General features: G+C 72.6%; 21 protein-coding genes. 15 read left to right on the top strand and 6 right to left on the bottom strand.

Annotated features, from left to right (window positions below; translation table 11 throughout):
• The first annotated feature begins 90 nt into the window (after positions 1 to 90).
• The 4 genes from TU30_RS22770 (at position 91) to TU30_RS22755 (ending at position 2,943) form a co-directional block, all read left to right on the top strand.
• Positions 91 to 678, top strand: coding sequence for a DUF5998 family protein (locus tag TU30_RS22770; protein ID WP_042173127.1), 588 nt, complete (start codon positions 91 to 93; stop codon positions 676 to 678).
• Positions 678 to 1,889, top strand: a complete 1,212-nt coding sequence (locus TU30_RS22765; RefSeq protein ID WP_042172965.1) for an alkaline phosphatase family protein — start codon at positions 678 to 680, stop codon at positions 1,887 to 1,889. Before TU30_RS22770 ends, TU30_RS22765 begins: the two co-directional genes overlap by 1 nt.
• Positions 1,890 to 1,944: 55 nt before the next feature.
• Positions 1,945 to 2,589 (top strand): thymidine kinase, encoded by a 645-nt coding sequence (locus TU30_RS22760; protein WP_042172963.1) that lies wholly within the window; start codon positions 1,945 to 1,947, stop codon positions 2,587 to 2,589.
• 141 nt (positions 2,590 to 2,730) lie between these two features.
• Positions 2,731 to 2,943 (top strand): EF-hand domain-containing protein, encoded by a 213-nt coding sequence (locus TU30_RS22755; RefSeq protein ID WP_042172959.1) that lies wholly within the window; start codon positions 2,731 to 2,733, stop codon positions 2,941 to 2,943.
• A 246-nt stretch (positions 2,944 to 3,189) separates the two neighbouring features.
• On the opposite strand, the gene TU30_RS22750 is transcribed toward TU30_RS22755, so the two are convergent.
• On the bottom strand, positions 3,190 to 3,993 hold the full coding sequence (locus TU30_RS22750) for a VOC family protein (protein WP_042172957.1): 804 nt from the start codon (positions 3,991 to 3,993) through the stop codon (positions 3,190 to 3,192).
• 330 nt (positions 3,994 to 4,323) lie between these two features.
• Between TU30_RS22750 and TU30_RS22745 the strand changes: the two genes are divergently transcribed.
• A complete protein-coding gene (locus TU30_RS22745; RefSeq protein ID WP_042172946.1) occupies positions 4,324 to 5,175 on the top strand; it encodes a sulfurtransferase in 852 nt (283 codons plus the stop codon).
• 94 nt (positions 5,176 to 5,269) lie between these two features.
• On the opposite strand, the gene sepH is transcribed toward TU30_RS22745, so the two are convergent.
• Positions 5,270 to 6,310, bottom strand: coding sequence for a septation protein SepH (gene sepH / locus TU30_RS22740; protein ID WP_042173125.1), 1,041 nt, complete (start codon positions 6,308 to 6,310; stop codon positions 5,270 to 5,272).
• 479 nt (positions 6,311 to 6,789) lie between these two features.
• Between sepH and TU30_RS22735 the strand changes: the two genes are divergently transcribed.
• The gene (locus TU30_RS22735; protein ID WP_370626694.1) at positions 6,790 to 7,446 is read left to right on the top strand and encodes a hypothetical protein; all 657 of its coding nucleotides are present in this window, start codon (positions 6,790 to 6,792) and stop codon (positions 7,444 to 7,446) included.
• Positions 7,447 to 7,581: 135 nt separating this feature from the next.
• On the opposite strand, the gene TU30_RS22730 is transcribed toward TU30_RS22735, so the two are convergent.
• Together TU30_RS22730 and TU30_RS22725 are read right to left on the bottom strand one after the other, a co-directional pair.
• A complete protein-coding gene (locus TU30_RS22730) occupies positions 7,582 to 8,910 on the bottom strand; it encodes a D-arabinono-1,4-lactone oxidase (protein WP_042172944.1) in 1,329 nt (442 codons plus the stop codon).
• Complete coding sequence (locus tag TU30_RS22725; RefSeq protein ID WP_042172942.1) at positions 8,870 to 10,129, bottom strand: MFS transporter; 1,260 nt, start codon at positions 10,127 to 10,129, stop codon at positions 8,870 to 8,872. Before TU30_RS22725 ends, TU30_RS22730 begins: the two co-directional genes overlap by 41 nt.
• 146 nt (positions 10,130 to 10,275) lie before the next feature.
• Here TU30_RS22725 and TU30_RS22720 point away from each other — a divergent pair, with 146 nt between their 5' ends.
• On the top strand, positions 10,276 to 11,403 hold the full coding sequence (locus tag TU30_RS22720) for a ferrochelatase (RefSeq protein ID WP_042172940.1): 1,128 nt from the start codon (positions 10,276 to 10,278) through the stop codon (positions 11,401 to 11,403).
• Between the two features lie 8 nt (positions 11,404 to 11,411).
• A complete protein-coding gene (locus TU30_RS22715) occupies positions 11,412 to 12,227 on the top strand; it encodes an inositol monophosphatase family protein (protein ID WP_042172938.1) in 816 nt (271 codons plus the stop codon).
• Positions 12,228 to 12,406: 179 nt separating this feature from the next.
• Here TU30_RS22715 and TU30_RS36570 read toward each other — a convergent pair whose 3' ends face one another.
• Entirely contained in the window at positions 12,407 to 12,580 is a 174-nt protein-coding gene (locus TU30_RS36570) for a hypothetical protein (protein ID WP_176726246.1), read from the bottom strand.
• A 557-nt stretch (positions 12,581 to 13,137) separates the two neighbouring features.
• Here TU30_RS36570 and TU30_RS22710 point away from each other — a divergent pair.
• The 4 genes from TU30_RS22710 (at position 13,138) to TU30_RS22695 (ending at position 16,769) form a co-directional block, all read left to right on the top strand.
• Positions 13,138 to 13,791 carry a response regulator transcription factor gene (locus TU30_RS22710; protein ID WP_042172936.1) on the top strand — a complete coding sequence of 218 codons (654 nt, stop codon included), beginning with the start codon at positions 13,138 to 13,140 and terminating at the stop codon, positions 13,789 to 13,791.
• A 4-nt stretch (positions 13,792 to 13,795) separates the two neighbouring features.
• A complete protein-coding gene (locus TU30_RS22705; protein WP_042172934.1) occupies positions 13,796 to 15,043 on the top strand; it encodes a HAMP domain-containing sensor histidine kinase in 1,248 nt (415 codons plus the stop codon).
• Between the two features lie 393 nt (positions 15,044 to 15,436).
• Entirely contained in the window at positions 15,437 to 15,733 is a 297-nt protein-coding gene (locus TU30_RS22700; RefSeq protein ID WP_003993510.1) for a DUF4193 domain-containing protein, read from the top strand.
• Between the two features lie 13 nt (positions 15,734 to 15,746).
• Positions 15,747 to 16,769 (top strand): hypothetical protein, encoded by a 1,023-nt coding sequence (locus tag TU30_RS22695; RefSeq protein WP_078878445.1) that lies wholly within the window; start codon positions 15,747 to 15,749, stop codon positions 16,767 to 16,769.
• Between the two features lie 24 nt (positions 16,770 to 16,793).
• On the opposite strand, the gene TU30_RS22690 is transcribed toward TU30_RS22695, so the two are convergent.
• On the bottom strand, positions 16,794 to 17,255 hold the full coding sequence (locus TU30_RS22690) for a DUF3093 domain-containing protein (RefSeq protein WP_042172930.1): 462 nt from the start codon (positions 17,253 to 17,255) through the stop codon (positions 16,794 to 16,796).
• 113 nt (positions 17,256 to 17,368) lie between these two features.
• Here TU30_RS22690 and TU30_RS22685 point away from each other — a divergent pair, with 113 nt between their 5' ends.
• The 3 genes from TU30_RS22685 to TU30_RS22675 are packed head-to-tail and all read left to right on the top strand — an operon-like array spanning position 17,369 to position 19,273.
• Positions 17,369 to 17,953 (top strand): PaaI family thioesterase, encoded by a 585-nt coding sequence (locus tag TU30_RS22685; RefSeq protein WP_042172928.1) that lies wholly within the window; start codon positions 17,369 to 17,371, stop codon positions 17,951 to 17,953.
• Complete coding sequence (gene dut, locus TU30_RS22680) at positions 17,950 to 18,510, top strand: dUTP diphosphatase (protein WP_042172926.1); 561 nt, start codon at positions 17,950 to 17,952, stop codon at positions 18,508 to 18,510. The genes TU30_RS22685 and dut overlap by 4 nt, the downstream gene beginning before the upstream one ends.
• A gap of 1 nt (position 18,511) precedes the next feature.
• A complete protein-coding gene (locus TU30_RS22675) occupies positions 18,512 to 19,273 on the top strand; it encodes a DUF3710 domain-containing protein (RefSeq protein WP_042172924.1) in 762 nt (253 codons plus the stop codon).
• Positions 19,274 to 19,301 lie beyond the last annotated feature (28 nt).

The following is a 19,301-nucleotide window of genomic DNA, read 5'->3' as shown; positions in this document are numbered from 1 at the left end:
GGCCGTTCCCGGCCCGGCCCGGCCCGGCGCGCGCGGGGGAGTGCCGTGACCGGTGCCTCGCAGTCGGCGGTCCCCCGTAGGATGGGCGTCATGGCCAAGACCAGTACGACGACCCAGGGGCTGCGGGCGGCGATCGAGCGCAGCGGCTACTACCCGGCCCTCGTGGCCGAGGCGGTGGAGGCCGCCGTGGGCGGCGAGCCCGTCCGGTCGTACCTGGTCCACCAGGAGACGACGTTCGACCAGAACGAGGTACGGCGCCATGTGACCGTGCTCGTCCTCACCGGCAACCGCTTCATCGTCAGCCACACCGACGAGCAGGCCGCCGACACCACGTCCCCGACCCCGTACGCCACCACGTCCACGGAGTCGGTCAAGCTCGGCCGGATCTCGTCGATCGTGGTCAGCAGGGTGGTCGCCAACCCGGAGTCGTACAAGCCGGGCACGCTGCCCCGCGAGATCGTGCTCACCATCGGCTGGGGCGCGGTCGCCCGGCTCGACCTGGAGCCGGCGGCCTGCGGCGACCCCAACTGCGAGGCCGACCACGGCTACACGGGCAGTTCGACGGCCGACGACCTCAGCCTGCGGGTCAGCGAGGCCGGGGACGGCCCGGAGACGGTGCGTCAGGCGCTCGCCTTCGCGCAGGCCCTCTCCGAGGCGACCGCGGACTCCGCACGCTGATGCCGCACACCCCGCCGTCCCCGCACACCACCGGCTGGGACGTCCACCCGGAGCCCCTCGCCCCGGACTCCGCCCCCCTGCCCGAGTACGGCACCGGCTCGCTCGCCGACCTGCTGCCCACCCTCGCCGCGGGCATGGGCGTCCCCGGCACCACCGCCGCGATCCCGGAGCTCGCCCCCGCCGACCGGAACTGCGTGTTCCTGATCGACGGCCTCGGCTGGGAGCAGCTGAAGGCGCACCCGGAGGAAGCCCCGTTCATGGCGGCCCTGACGGCCGCCTCCCGGGGCGGCACCGGACGCCCCCTCACCACGGGTTACCCGGCGACCACCGCCACCTCCCTGGCCTCCGTCGGCACCGGCCTGCCGCCCGGCGCGCACGGCCTGCCGGGCTACACCGTGCGCAACCCGGACACCGGCGAGCTGATGAACCAGCTGCGTTGGCAGCCCTGGACCCGGCCCGACACCTGGCAGCCCCACCCCACCGTCTTCCAACTGGCCCACCGGGCAGGGGTGCACACCGCCCAGGTGTCCTCACCCGCGTTCGCGAACACCCCGCTGACCAAGGTCGCGCTCAGCGGCGGCACCTTCCACGGGAGGCTGTCCGGCGAGGAGCGCATGGACCTCGCGGCCGCTCAACTGGCCGCCGCCGACCGCTCCCTGGTCTACACGTACTACGCCGAGGTCGACGGCGCCGGGCACCGCTTCGGCCTCGACTCCGACACCTGGCGCGGCCAGCTCATGTACGTCGACCGCCTGGTCCAGCGGCTGGCCGAGCAACTCCCGCCGCGCAGCGCGCTCTACGTCACCGCCGACCACGGAATGGTCGACGTGCCCTTCGACGAGGAGCACCGCATCGACTTCGACCACGACTGGGAGCTGAGCGCCGGAGTCGCCCTGCTCGGCGGCGAGGGCCGCGCCCGCCACGTCTACGCCGTACCGGGCGCCGCCAGGGACGTCCTGACCTGCTGGCGCGAGGTGCTCGGCGAGCAGTTCTGGGTGGCCTCGCGGGACGAGGCGATCGACGCGGGCTGGTTCGGCCCCCGGATCGAGGACCGCGTGTACCACCGCATCGGCGACGTGGTCGCCGCCGCCCGGGACGACGTCCTGATCATCGCCTCCGAGCGGGAGCCGAGGGAGTCGGAGATGGTCGGCAACCACGGTTCCCTCACCCCTGCCGAACAACTGGTCCCCCTCCTCGAAGTACGCTCCTGAGGCCCACCCGGCCCGTCCTCGCCGCCCGTTCCCGCCGAAAGGTGCCCGACCTCCCATGCCCGAGCTGGTGTTCTTCTCCGGAACGATGGACTGCGGGAAGTCGACGCTGGCCCTCCAGATCGAGCACAACCGTTCGGCACGCGGCCTGGCGGGCATGATCTTCACCCGCAACGACCGGGCCGGCGAGGGCAAGCTGTCCTCCCGCCTGGGGCTGGTCACGGACGCGGTGGAGGTGGGGGAGCACGCGGACCTGTACGCGCACCTCGTCGACCATCTCTCGCAGGGCCGACGCGCCGACTACGTGATCGCGGACGAGGCGCAGTTCCTGGCGCCGGAGCAGATCGACCAGCTCGCGCGCGTGGTGGACGACCTGGAGCTCGACGTCTACGCCTTCGGCATCACCACCGACTTCCGGTCCAAGCTGTTCCCCGGCTCCCAGCGGCTGGTGGAGCTGGCGGACCGGGTCGAGGTGCTCCAGGTCGAGGCCCTGTGCTGGTGCGGCGCCCGCGCCACCCACAACGCCCGGACGGTCGGTGGGGTGATGGTGGTGGAGGGCGCGCAGGTGGTCGTCGGCGATGTCACGGGGTCCCCGGACGAGGTCGGTTACGAGGTCCTGTGCCGCCGCCACCACCGCCGCCGCATGACGGCCGCCACGGCCCGCGCCGCCGCCCTGGCCCCGGACGTCCTGCCGGTCACCTGACCGGCGTTCCCCGTCCCCCGCGAGGCGGAGTCCGCGTGGGGGGATCGCCGTACCGAGGGCTCGCACGGGCAGATAGTCTGACCTGCGTCATCAGGACTCCCAGGGAGTCCGGCGGAGTACGAGGAACAAAGGGGCGGACCGGTGGCGGAGATCGAGGAAGCGCGCAGGCAGTTCGAGCGGATCGACGCGGACGGGGACGGGTTCATCACCGCTGCCGAGTTCAAGACCGCCCTGGCCCAGGGCGGTGACTGGAACGTCACCGAGCCGGTGGCGGAGGCCGTCATCAAGTCCCGCGACCTGGACGGCGACAAGGTCCTGTCCTTCGACGAGTTCTGGGCGCACCTGAGCAAGTGAGCCCCGATCCGGGGCCCGGTCCCGCGCACTCCCGCGGCGGACCGGGCCCCCGGCCGGGGACCGGGCACGGCGGTCCCGGCGACGGAATCCTCCGCCCCTGCCCGGACGACGCGCCCGTGGACGCCACGTGCCCGAGCCGTCTCCCGGACTCCTCGCCTTCCGGCCCTTCCCGCACCCGTGGCGTCTTCCCGGCAGGACGGTGGCCGGCGTGACAGCCGGATCGGCGAGGGAGCCGCGGCGTGCGCCCTACGGCCCCTGCAACAGCGAGAACCGTGCCCCCTCCGGGTCCGCCACCACCGCGACGCGGCCCCGGGCGCCGGCGTGGGGCCGCTCGAGGGCCTGGCCGCCCAGGTGCAGGACGTGGTCCACCGCGTCGTCGAGGTCGGTCACGGTGAAGTACGTCGTCCAGTGCGGCCCCCGGTCCCTCAGTGGGCCGTTGCCCACGCCGTGGATCCCGGCCACCGGCCTGCCGTCCACGCTCAGGGTCATGTGGTCGATGTCGGTGGACACCTCCGGCTGGGCGGTGTGACCGAAAACCGACGTGTAGAACTTGGCCACGCGTCCCGACTCGCGGGTCGTCAGTTCGTACCAGGCGGGCGCGCCGGGCACCCCGGTGACCGCCCGGCCACCCCGTCGCGCGGACGCCTGCCAGATGCCGAAGACGGCGCCCGACGGGTCGGAGCCGATCGCCAGCCGCCCGGCCTCGCCGGCGTCCAGCGGGCCGACGCCGATGGTGCCACCGCGCCACCGCACCGCCTCGGCGGTGCGGTCCACGTCCGTCGAGGCGAAGTACGGCGTCCAGGCCACCGGCAGCCGCACGTCCGGCGGCAGCAGTCCGATGCCGGCCACCTCGCAGCCGTCGAGCAGCGCACGCGCGTAGGGGCCGAGTTGCTGCGGACCGGACCGGAACTCCCAGCCGAACAGCGCTTCGTAGAACATCCGGGCCCTGTCCGGTCCGTGCACCATGAGACTCACCCAGCAGGGTGTACCGGGTGCGTGCCGAAGGGGCGCTTCACCGTCTCGGCGGGCGGACCCCCGTGCGTCGGTCATCGTCACTCTCTTCTCGGCCGCCCTCGAGGCGGCCGTGCTCTTCTCGACCCGGCGAGGGCCGTGCCGCGTCCGCTCTGCGGATTCGTCCCCGTGCTGGTACGGGCGTCGGCCACGGTGTCGCGCGCTCCGGGACCGCCCCGTACGACGGTTCCTGTCTCCGGAGGGTGCCCGATGTGCGGGTCCCCGTCCTTTTCGGCGCGCTTGCCGGAGGATGTCGACCGGTAGTACAGCATGTGCCCGATCCCCTACGCCTCGTGATCGGGTCTGCCCGGCCGAGCAGAGTAGCCGGACCTGGACGAGACGGCCACCCCGTACGTCAGGATGGTGGCCATGAACGTCATCATCTCCGCATCCGAACTCGCCGCCGGACTGGCGGGCGGCGACCCACCGGTACTGCTCGACGTCCGCTGGCAGTTGAGCACGGCCGCGGCGGCCGGTGAGCCGCCGTTCGACGGACGGGCCGCGTACCGCGCCGGGCACCTTCCCGGCGCCGTGTTCGTCGACCTGGACAAGGAGTTGGCCGCGCCACCGGCCGGGCGGGGACGCCATCCGCTGCCCGGTCCGGAGGAGTTCGGCGCCGCGATGCGCCGGGCGGGCGTGTCGGCGGGCACCCCGGTGGTCGTGTACGACGGCGGGATGGGCTGGGGAGCCGCCCGCGCCTGGTGGCTGCTGCGCTGGACGGGTCACCCGGACGTGCGGGTCCTCGACGGCGGGTTGCCGTCCTGGGACGGTCCGCTCGAGACCACGGAACCCGAACCGGCCGAGGGCGACTTCGTGCCCGTACCCGGCCCGGCCGGGCTGCTCGACGCCGACGGTGCGGCGGCCCTGGCCCGGTCCGGGCTGCTCCTCGACGCCCGCGCGGGGGAGCGCTACCGGGGTGAGGTGGAGCCGATCGACCCCGTCGGCGGCCACATCCCGGGCGCGGTCTCGGCGCCCACCACCGAGAACGTCGGCCCGGACGGGCGCTTCCTGCCCGCCGGAGAACTGGGCGCCCGGTTCCGGGAGTTGGGCGTGTCCGCGGACACGCGGGTCGGCGTGTACTGCGGTTCGGGGGTCTCGGGGGCGCACGAGGTGCTGGCACTGGCGGTGGCGGGCATCCCGGCGGAGCTGTACGTCGGCTCCTGGTCGGAGTGGTCGTCGGACCCGGAGCGGCCGGTCGCGGTGGGACCGGACCCGCAGTAGACCGGAAGCGTGACGGGGGCGCTCGCACACGACGAGCGCCCCCGTCACGACATCCCAGGCGGGTTCAGCTGCTTCGGCGGCTGCTCCCGCAGGGTCACTCCTGCTTCTTGCGCCGGGTCCCGAACACGATCTCGTCCCAGCTCGGCACCGCCGCGCGGCGGCCCGGACGGACGCCGTCCGCCTCCGCCTGACGGTCCGTGGAGCCGACGAGGCGGTCCCGGTGGCTGGTGACGGCGCGGGGCATGAGGACGTCCGCGTAGGCGGAACCGGCCGAGGCCGCGGGGGCCGGCGGCTCCTCCGCCTCGGATTCGTCGTCGGGTTCCTCGACGCCGGGCTCGGGGGCCCGCTCGGGAACCACCAGGTCACCCCGGAAGCTCGGCACCGCCTCCAGCAGGCTGGTGAGCGAGTCCCGCTCACCGCCGGCGGTGACCGCCAACTCCTCGTCGGAATCGTGGTCCTGACCCGGTGGCAGGCTCTGCCGCTCGCGCTCGTCCGGACGGTCACGGGGCAGCCGGGCGATGCGCGGTACGAACGGGAAGCTGGGCTCGGGCGAAGCGGCGAGGTCGTCGGACTCGCCGATCAGCGAGCGCGCCTCGTCGTCGACTGCCTGGACCAGCCGCCGGGGCGGGTCGTACGTCCAGCTCGCCGAGTGCGGTTCGCCCGCGACCCGGTACACCAGCAGTACCTCCCAGGTGCCGTCGTCGCGGCGCCAGGAGTCCCACTGCGCGGTGTCCTTCTCCGCACCGCGCAGCGTCAGCCGCTCCTGCACGGCCTCGCCCAGCGGCGGACCGGAGTTCTCGCCGGGCCTGCGGACGGGGGTCTTGCGGGCGCGCTCCGCCATGAAGGCGCGCTCGGCGAGTACGGGGCCTTCGAAGCGACGGACGCGGTCCACGGGGATGCCGGCCATCTGGGCGACCTCTTCCGCGGTCGCACCGGCTCGTATGCGCGCCTGGATGTCGCGGGGGCGGAGATGGCTCTCCACCTCGATCTCGATCTGGCCGAGGCGGGGACGGTCGCCGCGCACCGCGGCGCGCAGGCGTTCGTCGATCGGAAGCGTGTACTCCGTGCTGTCCGCAGCCTTCAGCACCAGCCGTGTGCCGTCATTCGAGACGGCCACGACACGCAGTTCGGGCATGGGGACCTCCCGGGTGGTGCCTGCCGACGTCACGTGCGTCGCTGCTTCCGCTAGTCGAGTGTGGCCTGCCCGGGTGCAGCCTGCCACAACCTTGCCGAGTTGCCCGGCGTGTCGGGCGTGGGCCCGGGCTCGCCGTTATGGCACGGTTACCCATTCGCAACGCTAAGTGACCAACTGTGTCACCCTGTGCAACTGGCCCCCTTCGTCGGCGGTCCGCAGGGGACCCGAGCGCCCTGATGGGCGACCGGACCCAGGGCTCGCAACAGTACTCCATTCGGGCCATGTGTGTGGATTGGCGCGCCGTCCGACTTCGCGCGAGGGGGCTCCTTGGCCGTCACCGCCCGGATCCGCCGATCCCGGCGTGGGGAACTTCACCCCGTCACCGGAAACGGAGCCAATGGTTTCGTCCGGACGTCCGTTTGTCGTGCAGTTGATCGTTCGTGTGCGGGAATGCCGGGGAGGGCGGGCAAGGTTCAGAAATGCGTGAAACACCGGTTGTCGCAGGCGAGCACGGTGGCGCGGAGGAGGGGAAGCGCGCGCGGATCGATCTGAGCGTGCCGCAGGTCGCGGGCAGCGCGGTGGCCGCGGTGCTCGGCGCCCAGCTCGCCTCCTCGTTCGGCGTCTACGGAACGATCATCGGCGCCGGAGTCGTGAGCATCGTCGCCACCTGCGGCGGAGCGATCTTCCAGCACTTCTTCACGCGCACCGGCGAGCAACTGCGCGTGGCGCCCGCGGCACCGGGGCGGCCGGCCGGGGAGCGGCCCGCGCGAACCCCCGGCGGGTTCACCGAGGGCACCGTCCACCGGGGCCGGGCCAGGGGGGTGCGGTGGGGCCGGAAGCGGACCGTGGCCGCGACGGCGCTGGTATTCGGCGTCACGATGGCCGGAATCACCACCTACGAACTCGCCTCGGGCCAGAGCCTCAGCGGCGCACCGGACACCACCGTCGGCAACGCGTTCACCGGGGAGTCCGCGTCGGGTTCCGGTGACTCGGACGGCTCCGGCGGTTCGGGCGAGCAGGATTCCGACACCTCCGACACCTCCGGCGGCTCCGGGACGGCGGACGATTCCGACACCTCGGAGGACTCCGTCCTCTCCGGAGTCTCCGGAGAGGACGGACGCCCGCCCCCTCCGTGACGCCGCAGGACGGGGGAACGGCCACCGGCTCCGGCCGGGAGACGCCGGCCGGCGGCGACGCGCCGCCGGCCACCCCGGACGGCACCGGGGGCCAGGACTCCGGCGACATCGCGAGCCCGGAACCGGACGCGTCCGCTACGTCCCCAGGACCTTCCGCAGATAGTCGTTCTGGAACAGACGTTCCGGGTCAAGACGGTCCCGCAGCGCCGTGAACTCGGCGAAGCGCGGATACACCCGGGAGAAGTACCGGGCGTCCTGGGTGTGGATCTTTCCCCAGTGCGGGCGTCCCTCGTGGGCGGTGAAGACGCGCTCCGCCGCCGTGAAGTACTGCTGGTGGGGAGTGCCACGGAACATGTGTACCGCGATGTACGCGGTGTCGCGGCCGGAGGCCGTGGACAGGGTGATGTCGTCGGCCGGGGCCGTGCGCACCTCGACGGGGAAGCTGACCCGCAGAGGGGAGCGGTCGACCATGGCCTTCAGCTCGCGCAGCGTGTCCGCCAGGGCCTCGCGCGGCACCGCGTACTCCATCTCCACGAAGCGGACCCGGCGCGGCGAGGTGAACACCTTGTGCGGGATGTCGGTGTAGGTCCGCGCGGACAGGGCCCTGCTGGAGACCCGCGCGATGGTGGGGACGGTCGCGGGCGCCGCGCGGCCGACCCAGTTCGCCGCCTGGAAGACGCCGTTGGAGAGGAACTCGTCGTCGAACCAGCCCCGGACGGGATGCACCGGGCGCTGCGGTCCGGCGCTGCGGTTGTTCCGCTTGGTGTTGGTGCTTTCGGTATGCGGGAACCAGTAGAACTCGAAGTGCTCGTTCTCGGCGTGCAGTTCGTCGAACTCGGCGAGGACGCGGTCCAGGGGCATCGGCTCCTCGCGGGCCGTGAGCAGGAAGATCGGCTCGACGGCGAAGGTGATCGCGGAGACGATGCCGAGGGCGCCGAGGCCGATCCGGGCGGCGGCGAAGACCGCACGCTCCTCGTCGGTCCCCTGCTGCGAGCAGGTGAGCACCGAGCCGTCGGCGGTGACCAGTTCCAGGCCCCGGATCTGCGCGGCGATGGAGGCCGAGTCGCGGCCCGTCCCGTGGGTGCCGGTGCTGGTGGCGCCGGAGACGGTCTGCTCCGTGATGTCGCCCATGTTGGTGAGCGACAGCCCTTCCCGCGCGAGAGCCGCGTTGAGCCGCTTGAGCGGGGTGCCGGCCTCGACCGTGACGGTGCCGGCCGCGCGGTCGATGTGCCGGATGCCGGTCAGCAGATGCGGGCGGACCTGCACACCGTCGGTGGCCGCGATCGAGGTGAAGGAGTGCCCGGTGCCCACCGCCTTCACCGGGAGGCCGTCCTCGGCGGCCCGGCGCACGGCCGCCGCCAGTTCGTCGACGGAGGCCGGCGTGACCTCCCGCGCGGGGTGGGAGAGGACGGTGCCTCCCCAGTTACGCCACGTTCCGTTCCTCGTGCTCGCCGTGCTGCCCAACGGAGCCTCCCCGACCCGGAGCCGGCCGCTTGAGCCGGCGGTACCCGAGGAAACCGACCGCGACCGCGACGGCTCCGGACACCGCCGGAACCCCGTACCCGGCGCGCGCGCCCGCCGCGTCGATCACCCAGCCGGACGCGGCGGAGCCGAGAGCGACCCCGACCGCGAGCCCGGTGCTCACCCAGGTCATGCCTTCGGTGAGCTGCGCGCGTGGTACGTGCTCTTCGATGAGGGACATCGTCGTGATCATCGTGGGAGCGATGGACAGACCCGCAAGGAACAGCGCCACGGTCAGAAACGGCAGGTTCCCGACCAGTAGGAGGGGGATCATACTCACGGCCATCGCACATATGCCCAGCAGCCAGCGGCGCTCGGGTGCCCCGGCGAAGCGCATCAGCCCGAACGCGAGGCCCGCCACGCAGGAGCCCAGCGCGTACACCGCGAGCACCACACTGGCGGCGGCCTTGTGCCCGCGCTCCTCCGCGAACGCCACGGTGACCACGTCCACGCCGCCGAAGATCGCCCCCGTCGCCGCGAAGGTGGCCACCAGGACCTGCAGGCCCGGGGAGCTCAGCGCCGTACCGCCCCCCGCGCGCCTGCGGCCGTCGCCCGGGCGCTCACGCGGATGCGGGGCCGGTTCGGTGGCGTGCTGGGACGTCAGCCAGAAGACGCCGACCGCGAGGAAGCAGGCCGCGAGCAGCGGACCGGCCTCGGGGAACCACGCCGTGGACAGCCCGATCGAGATGATCGGCCCGAAGATGAAGCACATCTCGTCCACCACGGACTCGAACGAGTACGCGGTGTGCAGGTGCGGGGTGCCGCGGTACACGGCGGCCCAGCGGGCCCGGATCATCGCACCGAGGCTCGGCACGCAGCCGATGCCGGCGCAGGCGACGAAGAGCACCCAGTCCGGCCAGCCGTAGTGCGCGGCGAACAGCAGCAGCGCCGCCGCGGCCAGCGCGAGCAGCGTCGCCGGACGCAGGACCCGCCGCTGCCCGTACTGGTCCACCAGGCGGGAGACCTGGGGGCCCGCGACCGCGGCGGCCAGGGCGATGGTGGCCGACAGGGCGCCGGCGAGCCCGTACCGGCCGGTCAGCTGGGAAACCATCGTGACCACGCCGATGCCCATCATGGACAACGGCATCCGGCCGATGAACCCCGCGGCCGAGAAGGCCTTGCTGCCGGGGGCGGCGAACAGGGCGAGATAAGGGCTGGGCACGAGGTCTCCGGAGATCTCAGTAAGGCGCGACCGCAGGCGATACAGCTTACGGGTTAGGTAACCCTAATGTCTCCTGGCCGCAGAGGTCGGCCCGGTCGGCCCCCCGCCGTCGCCCGGCCGCCGGTGGCGGGTGGCAGGATCGAGGCATGCCTGACGAGCTCGATCCCACCCCCTACGACGCACTGCTCCTGCTTTCCTTCGGCGGCCCCGAAGGCCCGGACGACGTCGTCCCGTTCCTGGAGAACGTGACGCGCGGGCGGGGCATCCCCAAGGAACGACTGAAGGAAGTCGGGGAGCACTACTTCCTGTTCGACGGGGTGAGCCCCATCAACGAACAGAACCGCGCCCTGCTGGACGCCCTGCGCGAGGACTTCGCCGACCACGGCCTCGGCCTCCCGGTGTACTGGGGCAACCGCAACTGGGCGCCGTACCTGACCGACACCCTGCGCGAGATGGTCCGCGACGGACGCCGCCGCATCCTCGTCTTCGCCACCAGCGCCTACGCCTCCTACTCCGGCTGCCGTCAGTACCGCGAGAACCTCGCCGAGTCCCTGGCGACGCTGGAGGCGGAGGGCCTCGAACTGCCCCGGGTCGACAAGCTGCGGCACTACTTCAACCACCCCGGCTTCGTGGAACCCATGGTCGACGGGATCGTCCGCTCGCTCGCCGACCTGCCCGAGGAGGTGCGCGACGGTGCGCACATCGCCTTCTGCACCCACTCGATCCCCGTCGCCTCCGCCGACACCTCCGGACCGGTCGAGCGGCACGGCGACGGCGGCGCGTACGTGGCCCAGCACCTGGACGTCGCCCGGGTGATCGGCGACGCCGTACGGGAGCGCACCGGCGTGGAGCACCCCTGGCAGCTCGTCTACCAGTCCCGCTCCGGCGCCCCGCACATCCCCTGGCTGGAGCCCGACATCTGCGACCACCTCGAGGAGCGGCACGCGGCCGGGGTCCCGGCCGTCGTCATGGCCCCCATCGGCTTCGTCTCCGACCACATGGAGGTGATCTACGACCTCGACACCGAGGCCACGGCCAAGGCCGGGGAGCTGGGACTGCCGGTGCGCCGCTCGGCGACCGTGGGCGCCGACCCGCGGTTCGCCGCCGCGGTCCGCGACCTGATCACGGAGCGTGCCGCCACCGAACGCGGCCAGGACGTCACCCCGTGCGTCCTGGGCGGTCTCGGCGCGAGCCACCACCTCTGCCCGGTGGGCTGCTGCCCGGCCCGTGCCCCGCGCCCCGCCGCCGCGGGCGCCGACAGCCCCTACACCTGAGGAGCGCCGTGACCGACCCCCTGCACACGGAACTGCTGGAGCTGGCCCACGAGGCGGCACGCCGCGCGGGTGAGCTGCTGCGGGACGGCCGCCCGGCCGATCTCGAGGTCGCCGCGACCAAGTCCAGCCCGATCGACGTCGTCACCGAGATGGACATCGCGGCCGAGAAGCTGATCACCGGGCTGATCGCCGAGCGCCGGCCCGACGACGGCGTCCTCGGCGAGGAGGGCGGCTCCACCGAGGGCACCAGCGGTGTCCGCTGGGTGATCGACCCGCTCGACGGCACGGTCAACTACCTGTACGGGCTGCCCACCTGGTCCGTCTCCATCGCCGCCGAGCAGGACGGCGAGACCGTCGTCGGGGTGGTCGCCGCCCCGATGCGGGGTGAGACGTACCACGCGGTCCGCGGCGGCGGGGCACGGGCCACCGGCGAGTGGGAGGGCGAGCGCACGCTGACCTGCCGCCCGTCGCCGCCCCTGGACCAGGCACTGGTCTCGACCGGTTTCAACTACGTCACCGAGGTCCGCGCCCACCAGGCCGACGTCGCGCAGCGGCTGATCCCGCTGCTGCGCGACATCCGGCGCGGCGGCTCGGCCGCGGTCGACCTCTGCGACCTGGCCTGCGGGCGGCTCGACGGCTACTACGAGCGCGGACTGCACCCCTGGGACCTGGCCGCGGGGGACCTGATCGCCCGGGAGGCGGGCGCACTGACCGGTGGACGGCCCGGTGGACGTCCCTCATGGGACCTCGCGGTCGCGGCCACCCCCGGCGTCTTCGAGCCCCTCCAGCGGCTGCTGGAGGACTTCGGCGCCTGGCACGACTGACGGACGGCCGGGAGACGAGCCGGGAGGTCCTCGTGAACTCCTGGATCCCTGCGGCTCCTACGCATCCGAGAACCCCGAGAACCCCGAGAACCCCGAGAACCCCGAGAACGACGAAGCGGGCCCCGGCGCTGGATTCGCCGGGGCCCGCTTCGTCGAGCCGCCTCATCTCATCGGGCTGGTCAGACGCAGGACACGCCGACTTCCACACCGTGCTCGGCGGCGAGCCGGCGCAGGTCGTCGAGCTCGCCCTGCTCCACCTCGGCGAGGAAGTCGTCGCCCTCGTCGCGGGCCCGGGACAGATCGGACTCGGTCGTCCTTATGCGCTGCAGAAGTCCTGCGGTGAAAGCGTCCATGCTGCGCCCCCTCGTCCTGGGTCGTGGGTCGATGGCACGGTGGTGTGCCGGTTCGGAAGGGATGATCACGCCTCCGGTGGATGACCGCCGCCGCTCGGCCGGGGGGCTACGGCTTCGGACATCCGGGTCCGCTCTGCGGAAACGGACTGAAGCGCACCGCATGGTGGCACGGTGCGAGCAGAGCGTGATCGCGGGATGTAAAACCCGTTCTCCCCAAGCTCCCTTCCGCGGAAACCCAACCGGACGAGAAAATCTCGTATTCCCGTTCCGTTCCCCGGGACGTCCCCGGTCTCCCGCCCTCGCGCCACCCTCCGTTCCCCGGTGCCGCGCCGACCGCCGGTGCCGACCGGCCGCCCCCCCCCCGCCCGCTCCCCGCTCGGGTGTCCGCCCGCCGTAGCCTGCTGTCCGGCACCATGCCCCCGCCGCCGCCCGTCGGGTCCCCGGCTTACAGCCGACTTATGGCCGAAAAGGGCAGGATGGAGGCAACACACCCACCAGACCCCTGCGCGCGTGCGCTGAGGAGCGCTGCCCGGCAGGACGTAGGAAGGACAAGCGACGTGCGCGTACTCGTCGTCGAGGACGAGCAACTGCTCGCCGATGCGGTGGCCACCGGACTGCGCCGGGAGGCCATGGCCGTCGACGTCGTGTACGACGGTGCGGCCGCCCTCGAGCGCATCGGCGTCAACGACTACGACGTGGTCGTCCTCGACCGCGACCTCCCCCTCGTGCACGGTGACGACGTGTGCCGCAGGATCGTCGAACTCGGCATGCCCACGCGCGTGCTGATGCTCACGGCCTCCGGCGACGTCAGTGACCGCGTCGAGGGCCTGGAGATCGGCGCCGACGACTATCTGCCCAAGCCCTTCGCGTTCAGCGAGCTCATCGCGCGCGTACGCGCGCTGGGACGGCGTACCAGCGTGCCGCTGCCGCCGGTCCTGGAGCGCGCCGGCATCAAGCTCGACCCCAACCGTCGCGAGGTCTTCCGCGAGGGCAGGGAGGTCCAGCTCGCGCCCAAGGAGTTCGCCGTCCTGGAAGTGCTCATGCGCAGCGAGGGCGCCGTCGTCTCCGCGGAGCAGCTCCTGGAGAAGGCCTGGGACGAGAACACCGATCCGTTCACCAACGTGGTGCGGGTGACCGTCATGACGCTGCGCCGCAAACTGGGCGAGCCGCCGGTCATCGTGACCGTCCCCGGCTCGGGTTACCGGATCTGACCCGGTGGCCGCCACGCCCGCCCCCACCCCGCCGCCCCCGCCGGCTCCCCCGAAGCCCACCTGGGACCCGCGCAGGCCCGTACCGCCCTTCCCCTGGCTGCGCCCGACCATCCGGATACGGCTCACCCTGCTCTACGGCGGCATGTTCCTGATCGCCGGGATCCTGCTGCTGTCGATCATCTACCTGCTCGCCGCGAACGCGCTGAACGTGGGCAGCGACCTGCCCTTCCGGATCCTGTCCGGGCAGGTGTCCAGCGACATCTGCCAGCTGCGCAGCGCGCAGCTGCCCGCGGACGAGCTGAACAGCGCGCTGAGCGCCTGCGTCAACGAACAGCGTCAGCACGCCCTGGACAACCTGCTCAGCCGCTCGCTCCTCGCCCTGCTCGGCCTCGCGGTCATCGCCTTCGCCTTCGGGTACGCCATGGCCGGCCGCGTCCTGTCGCCGCTGGGCCGGATCACCCGCACCGCGCGCGCGGTGGCGGGCTCCGACCTGTCCCGCCGGATCGAGCTGGACGGCCCGGACGACGAGCTCAAGGAGCTGGCCGACACCTTCGACGACATGCTGGAGCGGCTGCAGCGGGCCTTCACCGCCCAGCAGCGCTTCGTGGGCAACGCCTCGCACGAGTTGCGCACCCCGCTGGCGATCAACCGCACGCTGCTCGAGGTGCACCTCTCCGACCCCGACGCGCCGGTGGAGCTCCAGCAGCTCGGCAAGACGCTGCTGGCCACCAACGAGCGCAGCGAGCAGCTCGTGGAGGGGCTGCTGCTCCTCGCGCGCAGCGACAACCAGATCGTCGAGCGCAAGCCGGTGGATCTCGCCGAGGTGGCCTCCCAGGCCGTCGACCAGGTGCACGCCGAGGCGCAGGCCAGGGGCGTGGAGATCCGTGGGGACCGGAAACCCGCGGTCGTCCGGGGCAACGGCGTCCTGCTGGAGCGGATCGCCCTGAACCTGGTCCAGAACGCCGTGCGCTACAACGTGGCCGAGCAGGGCTGGGTGGAGGTCACCACCGACGTCGAGCACGGGCAGGCGGTCCTGGTGGTGTCCAACACGGGTCCGGTGGTACCCGCGTACGAGGTCGACAACCTGTTCGAGCCCTTCCGGCGGCTGCGCACCGAGCGGACGGGCAGCGACAAGGGTGTCGGCCTGGGACTCTCCATCGTCCGGTCGGTGGCGCGGGCGCACGGCGGGCACATCTACGCCCAGCCGCGTGAGGGCGGCGGGCTCGTGATGCGCGTCACCCTGCCGATCTGACATCATGTCGCCGACACGACGAGGTGTTCGCTTTGGGCGGAATTTCCGGAGGGTCCCTCCGGTGCTCCCGTGTGGGATCGATCACAGGGGCGATTTTCGGTCCATCGACTCTCCGTGATCTTCGAGCTCCCGAAAGGCCGGACAAGTCCCGGTTTTCAGGGGCTTCGATGACGGAAAGTACACGGTGAGGCGGCTTTGAAGTGCCGCGTTCGGACCGTGTACGGTCCCCCTCGCCATCCAAGCCGATCACCCGTGAGGGGTTCGGTTGGGTGTCGATTGAGTAACAGGCCTTGATGTGAGGCAAAATCTCCGCCTCGGGTCGGGCACAAGTCCGGCCCCTCGCGCGTTACGTGCGCTGAAGAGACCGCATACACCCAGAGGGGGAGAGCGACCATGGCAACCGATTACGACACTCCACGCAAGACCGACGACGACGTCGACTCGGACAGTCTCGAAGAGCTGAAGGCCCGCCGCAACGACAAGTCGGCCTCGGCCGTGGATGTCGACGAGTTCGAGGCCGCGGAAGGCCTCGAGCTGCCCGGCGCGGACCTCTCGAACGAGGAGCTGGCCGTCCGCGTCCTGCCGAAGCAGCAGGACGAGTTCACCTGCATGAGCTGCTTCCTGGTGCACCACCGCAGCCAGCTGGCCCGGGAGAAGAACGGCCAGCCGATCTGCCGCGACTGCGACTGAGGGCGGGTCGGCCGTGACTGGCTCGACCCCTCCTCGGAAGCGCCGCTTCCTCTCGAGGGGAGCGGACCCGGGGCCGCAGGACGGCCCCCAGCGCGACGCGCGTGACCACGAGCGAGGCCCAACCGATACCGGCTCGACCGACACAGGTCCGGCCGATACCGGGGCGGCCTCGCTCGATCCCGCAGCCGACCGGGGTGACCTCCCGGCGCCCGGGGAGGTCACCGCCACCGCTCCGGCGGCCCGCGGGCGCGCCGCCGCGTTCCGGGACAAGGCCCGGGAGGGCGCCCAGAAGGGCAACGCACGCGTGCGTGCGGGCCTGGCGTACCTCACGGACCGGATCATCGAACTCGCCCCGCGGGTGCCCGTGCGGGACCTGGAGGCGCTGCGCAGGCAGTTCCCGGGGCTCGGTCCCGAGGAGATCGCGGAGAAGCTCGTGGCGGGCGCCGTCAGGGCCACGGCGACGGTCGGCGCCGGCATCGGCGCCGCTGCGGCGATGCCCGTACCGCCCGCGATGCCGACGGAGCTGGCCGCCGAGGTCACCGGAGTGGCGGCGATCGAGCTCAAGCTGATCGCCGAACTGCACGAGGTCTACGGCGTGCGGCCGGCCGGCAACCTCACCCAGCGCAGCACCGTCTACCTGAACTCCTGGTCGCAGGAGCGCGGGATCGAGGCGACCAGACCCTCGACCGTACGCGCGGCGATGAACAGCCGCATGAAGCGCGAACTGCGCCAGCGCATCATGAAACGCACCGTCCGCAACCTGCCGAACCTGATGCCCTTCCTGGTGGGAGCCGCGGTCGGCGCGGCCATGAACCGCCGGGACACCAGAAAGCTCGCCACCCGTATCCAGGCCGACCTGCGCAGGATCCAGGTCCCCTGGGAGGAGCTTCCCGCCCTCCCCGCCCTCGAGCCCCCGGCCGACGCCCTGGAGATGGACAGGCTCAGCGGCGGCGCCCTCCGCAAGGCGCTCCGCAGCGGCGACGGCCACCCGGACGGCAACGACGGACCTGGCAACGACAGACCCGGGAGAGGCTGATCCCGCCCGGTGGTCCCCGCCGTGCTACGCGGCGGCCTTCGCCGTCCGCAGGGCTTCCGCCAGCCGTTCCGGCTCGCGCGTCGACAGGAAGACGTACGGCGTCGGGTCGTCCGGGTCGGTGATCTTCACCCGCAGCGCCCCCGGGACGTAGGCCCGCAGCAGCATGAAGCAGCGCGGGTCGGCCCGGTGGGTACGCCAGGCGCGAGCCCCTTCGGCGTCCAGGATCTCCACGTCGCCCAGGGCGGTCACCGGGATCCTCGCCTCGCCGGCGATCAGCAGCCCGCCCACGACCCGGATCCGTACCGAGCCGTACGCGCTGGCCACGACCGCGGCCGCCGCCGTACCGCCGGCCAGACCGCCGAGCATCGGCAGGACGCCGAACGGCAGCACGATCAGCGCCATCGAGACACCCGCGAGCAGGGAGATCAGCCACCAGGAACGAGGAGCTGTCAGGCGTTCTTCGTACGGGAGGGCGGAGAGCTGCATGGATCCAAGCTTGGCACGGTGTCGGGGCGGAACCGCAGCCAGGGCCGGTCGGTGCGAGGCGCTGTCGGGCGGGGCGGTGGTGGGCGGCGGGCGGGCGGGTAAGGTCTGCGCCTGTGAGTGGTACTTCCTCAACTCTTCGGCCCCCCGCCGACGCTGTGACGCCGGTGCGCCACCCGGACGCCCCCGCACCCGGTGAGCTCCTCGGCGCGCACTACGGCCAGTGCTTCGGCTGCGGCGGCGAGCAGCCCCACGGGCTGCACATCGAGGCGCGGGCCGGTGAAGGCGTGTCCGTCACCGCCGCCTTCACCGTGCGCCCCGCCCACCAGGGCGCCCCCGGCCTCGCACACGGCGGGGTGCTCGCCAGCGCCCTGGACGAGACGCTCGGTGCGTTGAACTGGCTGCTGCGCACGATCGCCGTGACCGGCAGGCTCGAGACCGACTTCGTCCGGCCCGTGCCGGTCGACGCGGTCCTCCACCTCCGGGCGGAGGCGACCGCGGTGGCCGGACGGAAGATCTACTGCACCGCCACCGGACGCATCGGCGGCCCCGACGGCCCGGTCGCCGTCCGCGCCGACGCGCTGTTCATCGAGGTCGAGGTCGACCACTTCGTCGACCACGGCCGCGAGGAGGAGATCAAGGCGGCCATGGACGACCCGGACCAGGTCCGTCGCGTCCGCGCCTTCGAGGTCAACCCGTGAGCGGGACCCGTCGCCCCGAGCTCCGTGTGCTGCTCCGGCGCGTTGACCCGGACGTACCGCTCCCGGCGTACGAGCACCCCGGTGACGCGGGTGCCGATCTGCGGACCACCGAGGCGTGCGAGCTGGCACCCGGGGAACGGGCCGTCCTGCCCACCGGAGTGTCTGTGGCCCTGCCGGAGGGGTACGCGGCCTTCGTGCACCCGCGATCCGGACTGGCCGCGCGCTGCGGCGTCGCCCTGGTGAATGCCCCGGGGACGGTTGATGCCGGGTACCGTGGGGAGATCAAGGTGATCGTGGTGAATCTCGACCCGCGCGAGGCCGTGCGGTTCGAGCGCTTCGACCGGATCGCCCAACTGGTCGTCCAGCAGGTCGAGCGGGTCCGCTTCGTGCCGGTCGCGGAGCTGCCCCGCTCGGCACGGGCCGAGGGGGGCTTCGGATCCACCGGCGGCCATGCCGCCGTGGAAGGTGAGAGCGGCACAAGCGTTCAGGCCGCCGTCGGCGGCACAGCGGGTGGGAATCGATACGCTTCGGTCGTATCCGACCGGGAAGGACAGTGACGTGTTCGGACGTCGCAAGAAGAGGGATGCCGCCGAGGACGCGGCCGGCGAGGCCGAGCAGGTCGTCGACGGTGTCGACGCGGAGGCGGACGGCGAGAGCGAGCGGCTGAGGCTCGAGCCGGCGCCCCGGCCCGACGGACCCTGGGACAGCTCCGAGGTGAGCCGCCCCGGCGAGGGCCGGGTCGACCTGGGCGGTCTGTTCGTGCCCGGGGTGGACGGCATGGAGCTGCGGGTCGAGGTCGCGGGCGACGCGATCGTCGCGGCCACCGTCGTCCTGCGTGACAGCGCCATCCAGCTGCAGGGTTTCGCGGCCCCGAAGCGTGAGGGCATCTGGACCGAGGTCCGCGAGGAGATCGCGTCCGGCATCACCCAGCAGGGCGGCATCATCGACGAGGCCGAGGGCCCGCTGGGCTGGGAGCTGCGGGCCCAGGTGCCGGTGCAGCTGCCGGACGGCACGGGCGGTTTCCAGGTCGTCCGGTTCGTCGGCGTGGACGGCCCGCGCTGGTTCCTGCGCGGGGTCATCTCAGGCCAGGGCGCGGTGCAGCCGCAGGCCGCCGGGCTGCTGGAGCAGATCTTCCGGGACACCGTCGTGGTACGCGGGGACGGCCCGATGGCACCGCGCGACCCGATCGTCCTGAAGCTGCCGAACGACGCGCAGATGGTCCCCGAAGGCGTGCAGCAGGAGGAGGCGTCCGAGGGCTCCCGCTTCGCGGGCGGCATGGGACAGCTGGCGCGCGGACCGGAGATCACCGAAGTCCGCTGAGCCCGGCTCCCGAGCGTTTCGCAGCCAT

It is taken from the genome of Streptomyces sp. NBRC 110035, assembly GCF_000829695.1.
In the GTDB taxonomy this organism is placed as follows: Bacteria; Actinomycetota; Actinomycetes; order Streptomycetales; family Streptomycetaceae; genus Streptomyces.
Note: the sequence above shows the minus strand (reverse complement) of the source record. Positions and strands in the feature narration are given on the sequence as shown.

What these genes read in the sequence shown, in the direction of transcription:
- TU30_RS22770 (WP_042173127.1), top strand. Translation starts at nt 91, where the DNA reads ATGGCCAAGACCAGTACGACGACCCAGGGGCTGCGGGCGGCGATCGAG.
- TU30_RS22765 (WP_042172965.1), top strand. Translation starts at nt 678, where the DNA reads ATGCCGCACACCCCGCCGTCCCCGCACACCACCGGCTGGGACGTCCAC.
- TU30_RS22760 (WP_042172963.1), top strand. Translation starts at nt 1,945, where the DNA reads ATGCCCGAGCTGGTGTTCTTCTCCGGAACGATGGACTGCGGGAAGTCG.
- TU30_RS22750 (WP_042172957.1), bottom strand. Translation starts at nt 3,993, where the DNA reads ATGACCGACGCACGGGGGTCCGCCCGCCGAGACGGTGAAGCGCCCCTT.
- TU30_RS22745 (WP_042172946.1), top strand. Translation starts at nt 4,324, where the DNA reads ATGAACGTCATCATCTCCGCATCCGAACTCGCCGCCGGACTGGCGGGC.
- sepH (WP_042173125.1), bottom strand. Translation starts at nt 6,310, where the DNA reads ATGCCCGAACTGCGTGTCGTGGCCGTCTCGAATGACGGCACACGGCTG.
- TU30_RS22735 (WP_370626694.1), top strand. Translation starts at nt 6,790, where the DNA reads ATGCGTGAAACACCGGTTGTCGCAGGCGAGCACGGTGGCGCGGAGGAG.
- TU30_RS22720 (WP_042172940.1), top strand. Translation starts at nt 10,276, where the DNA reads ATGCCTGACGAGCTCGATCCCACCCCCTACGACGCACTGCTCCTGCTT.
- TU30_RS36570 (WP_176726246.1), bottom strand. Translation starts at nt 12,580, where the DNA reads ATGGACGCTTTCACCGCAGGACTTCTGCAGCGCATAAGGACGACCGAG.
- TU30_RS22700 (WP_003993510.1), top strand. Translation starts at nt 15,437, where the DNA reads ATGGCAACCGATTACGACACTCCACGCAAGACCGACGACGACGTCGAC.
- TU30_RS22690 (WP_042172930.1), bottom strand. Translation starts at nt 17,255, where the DNA reads ATGCAGCTCTCCGCCCTCCCGTACGAAGAACGCCTGACAGCTCCTCGT.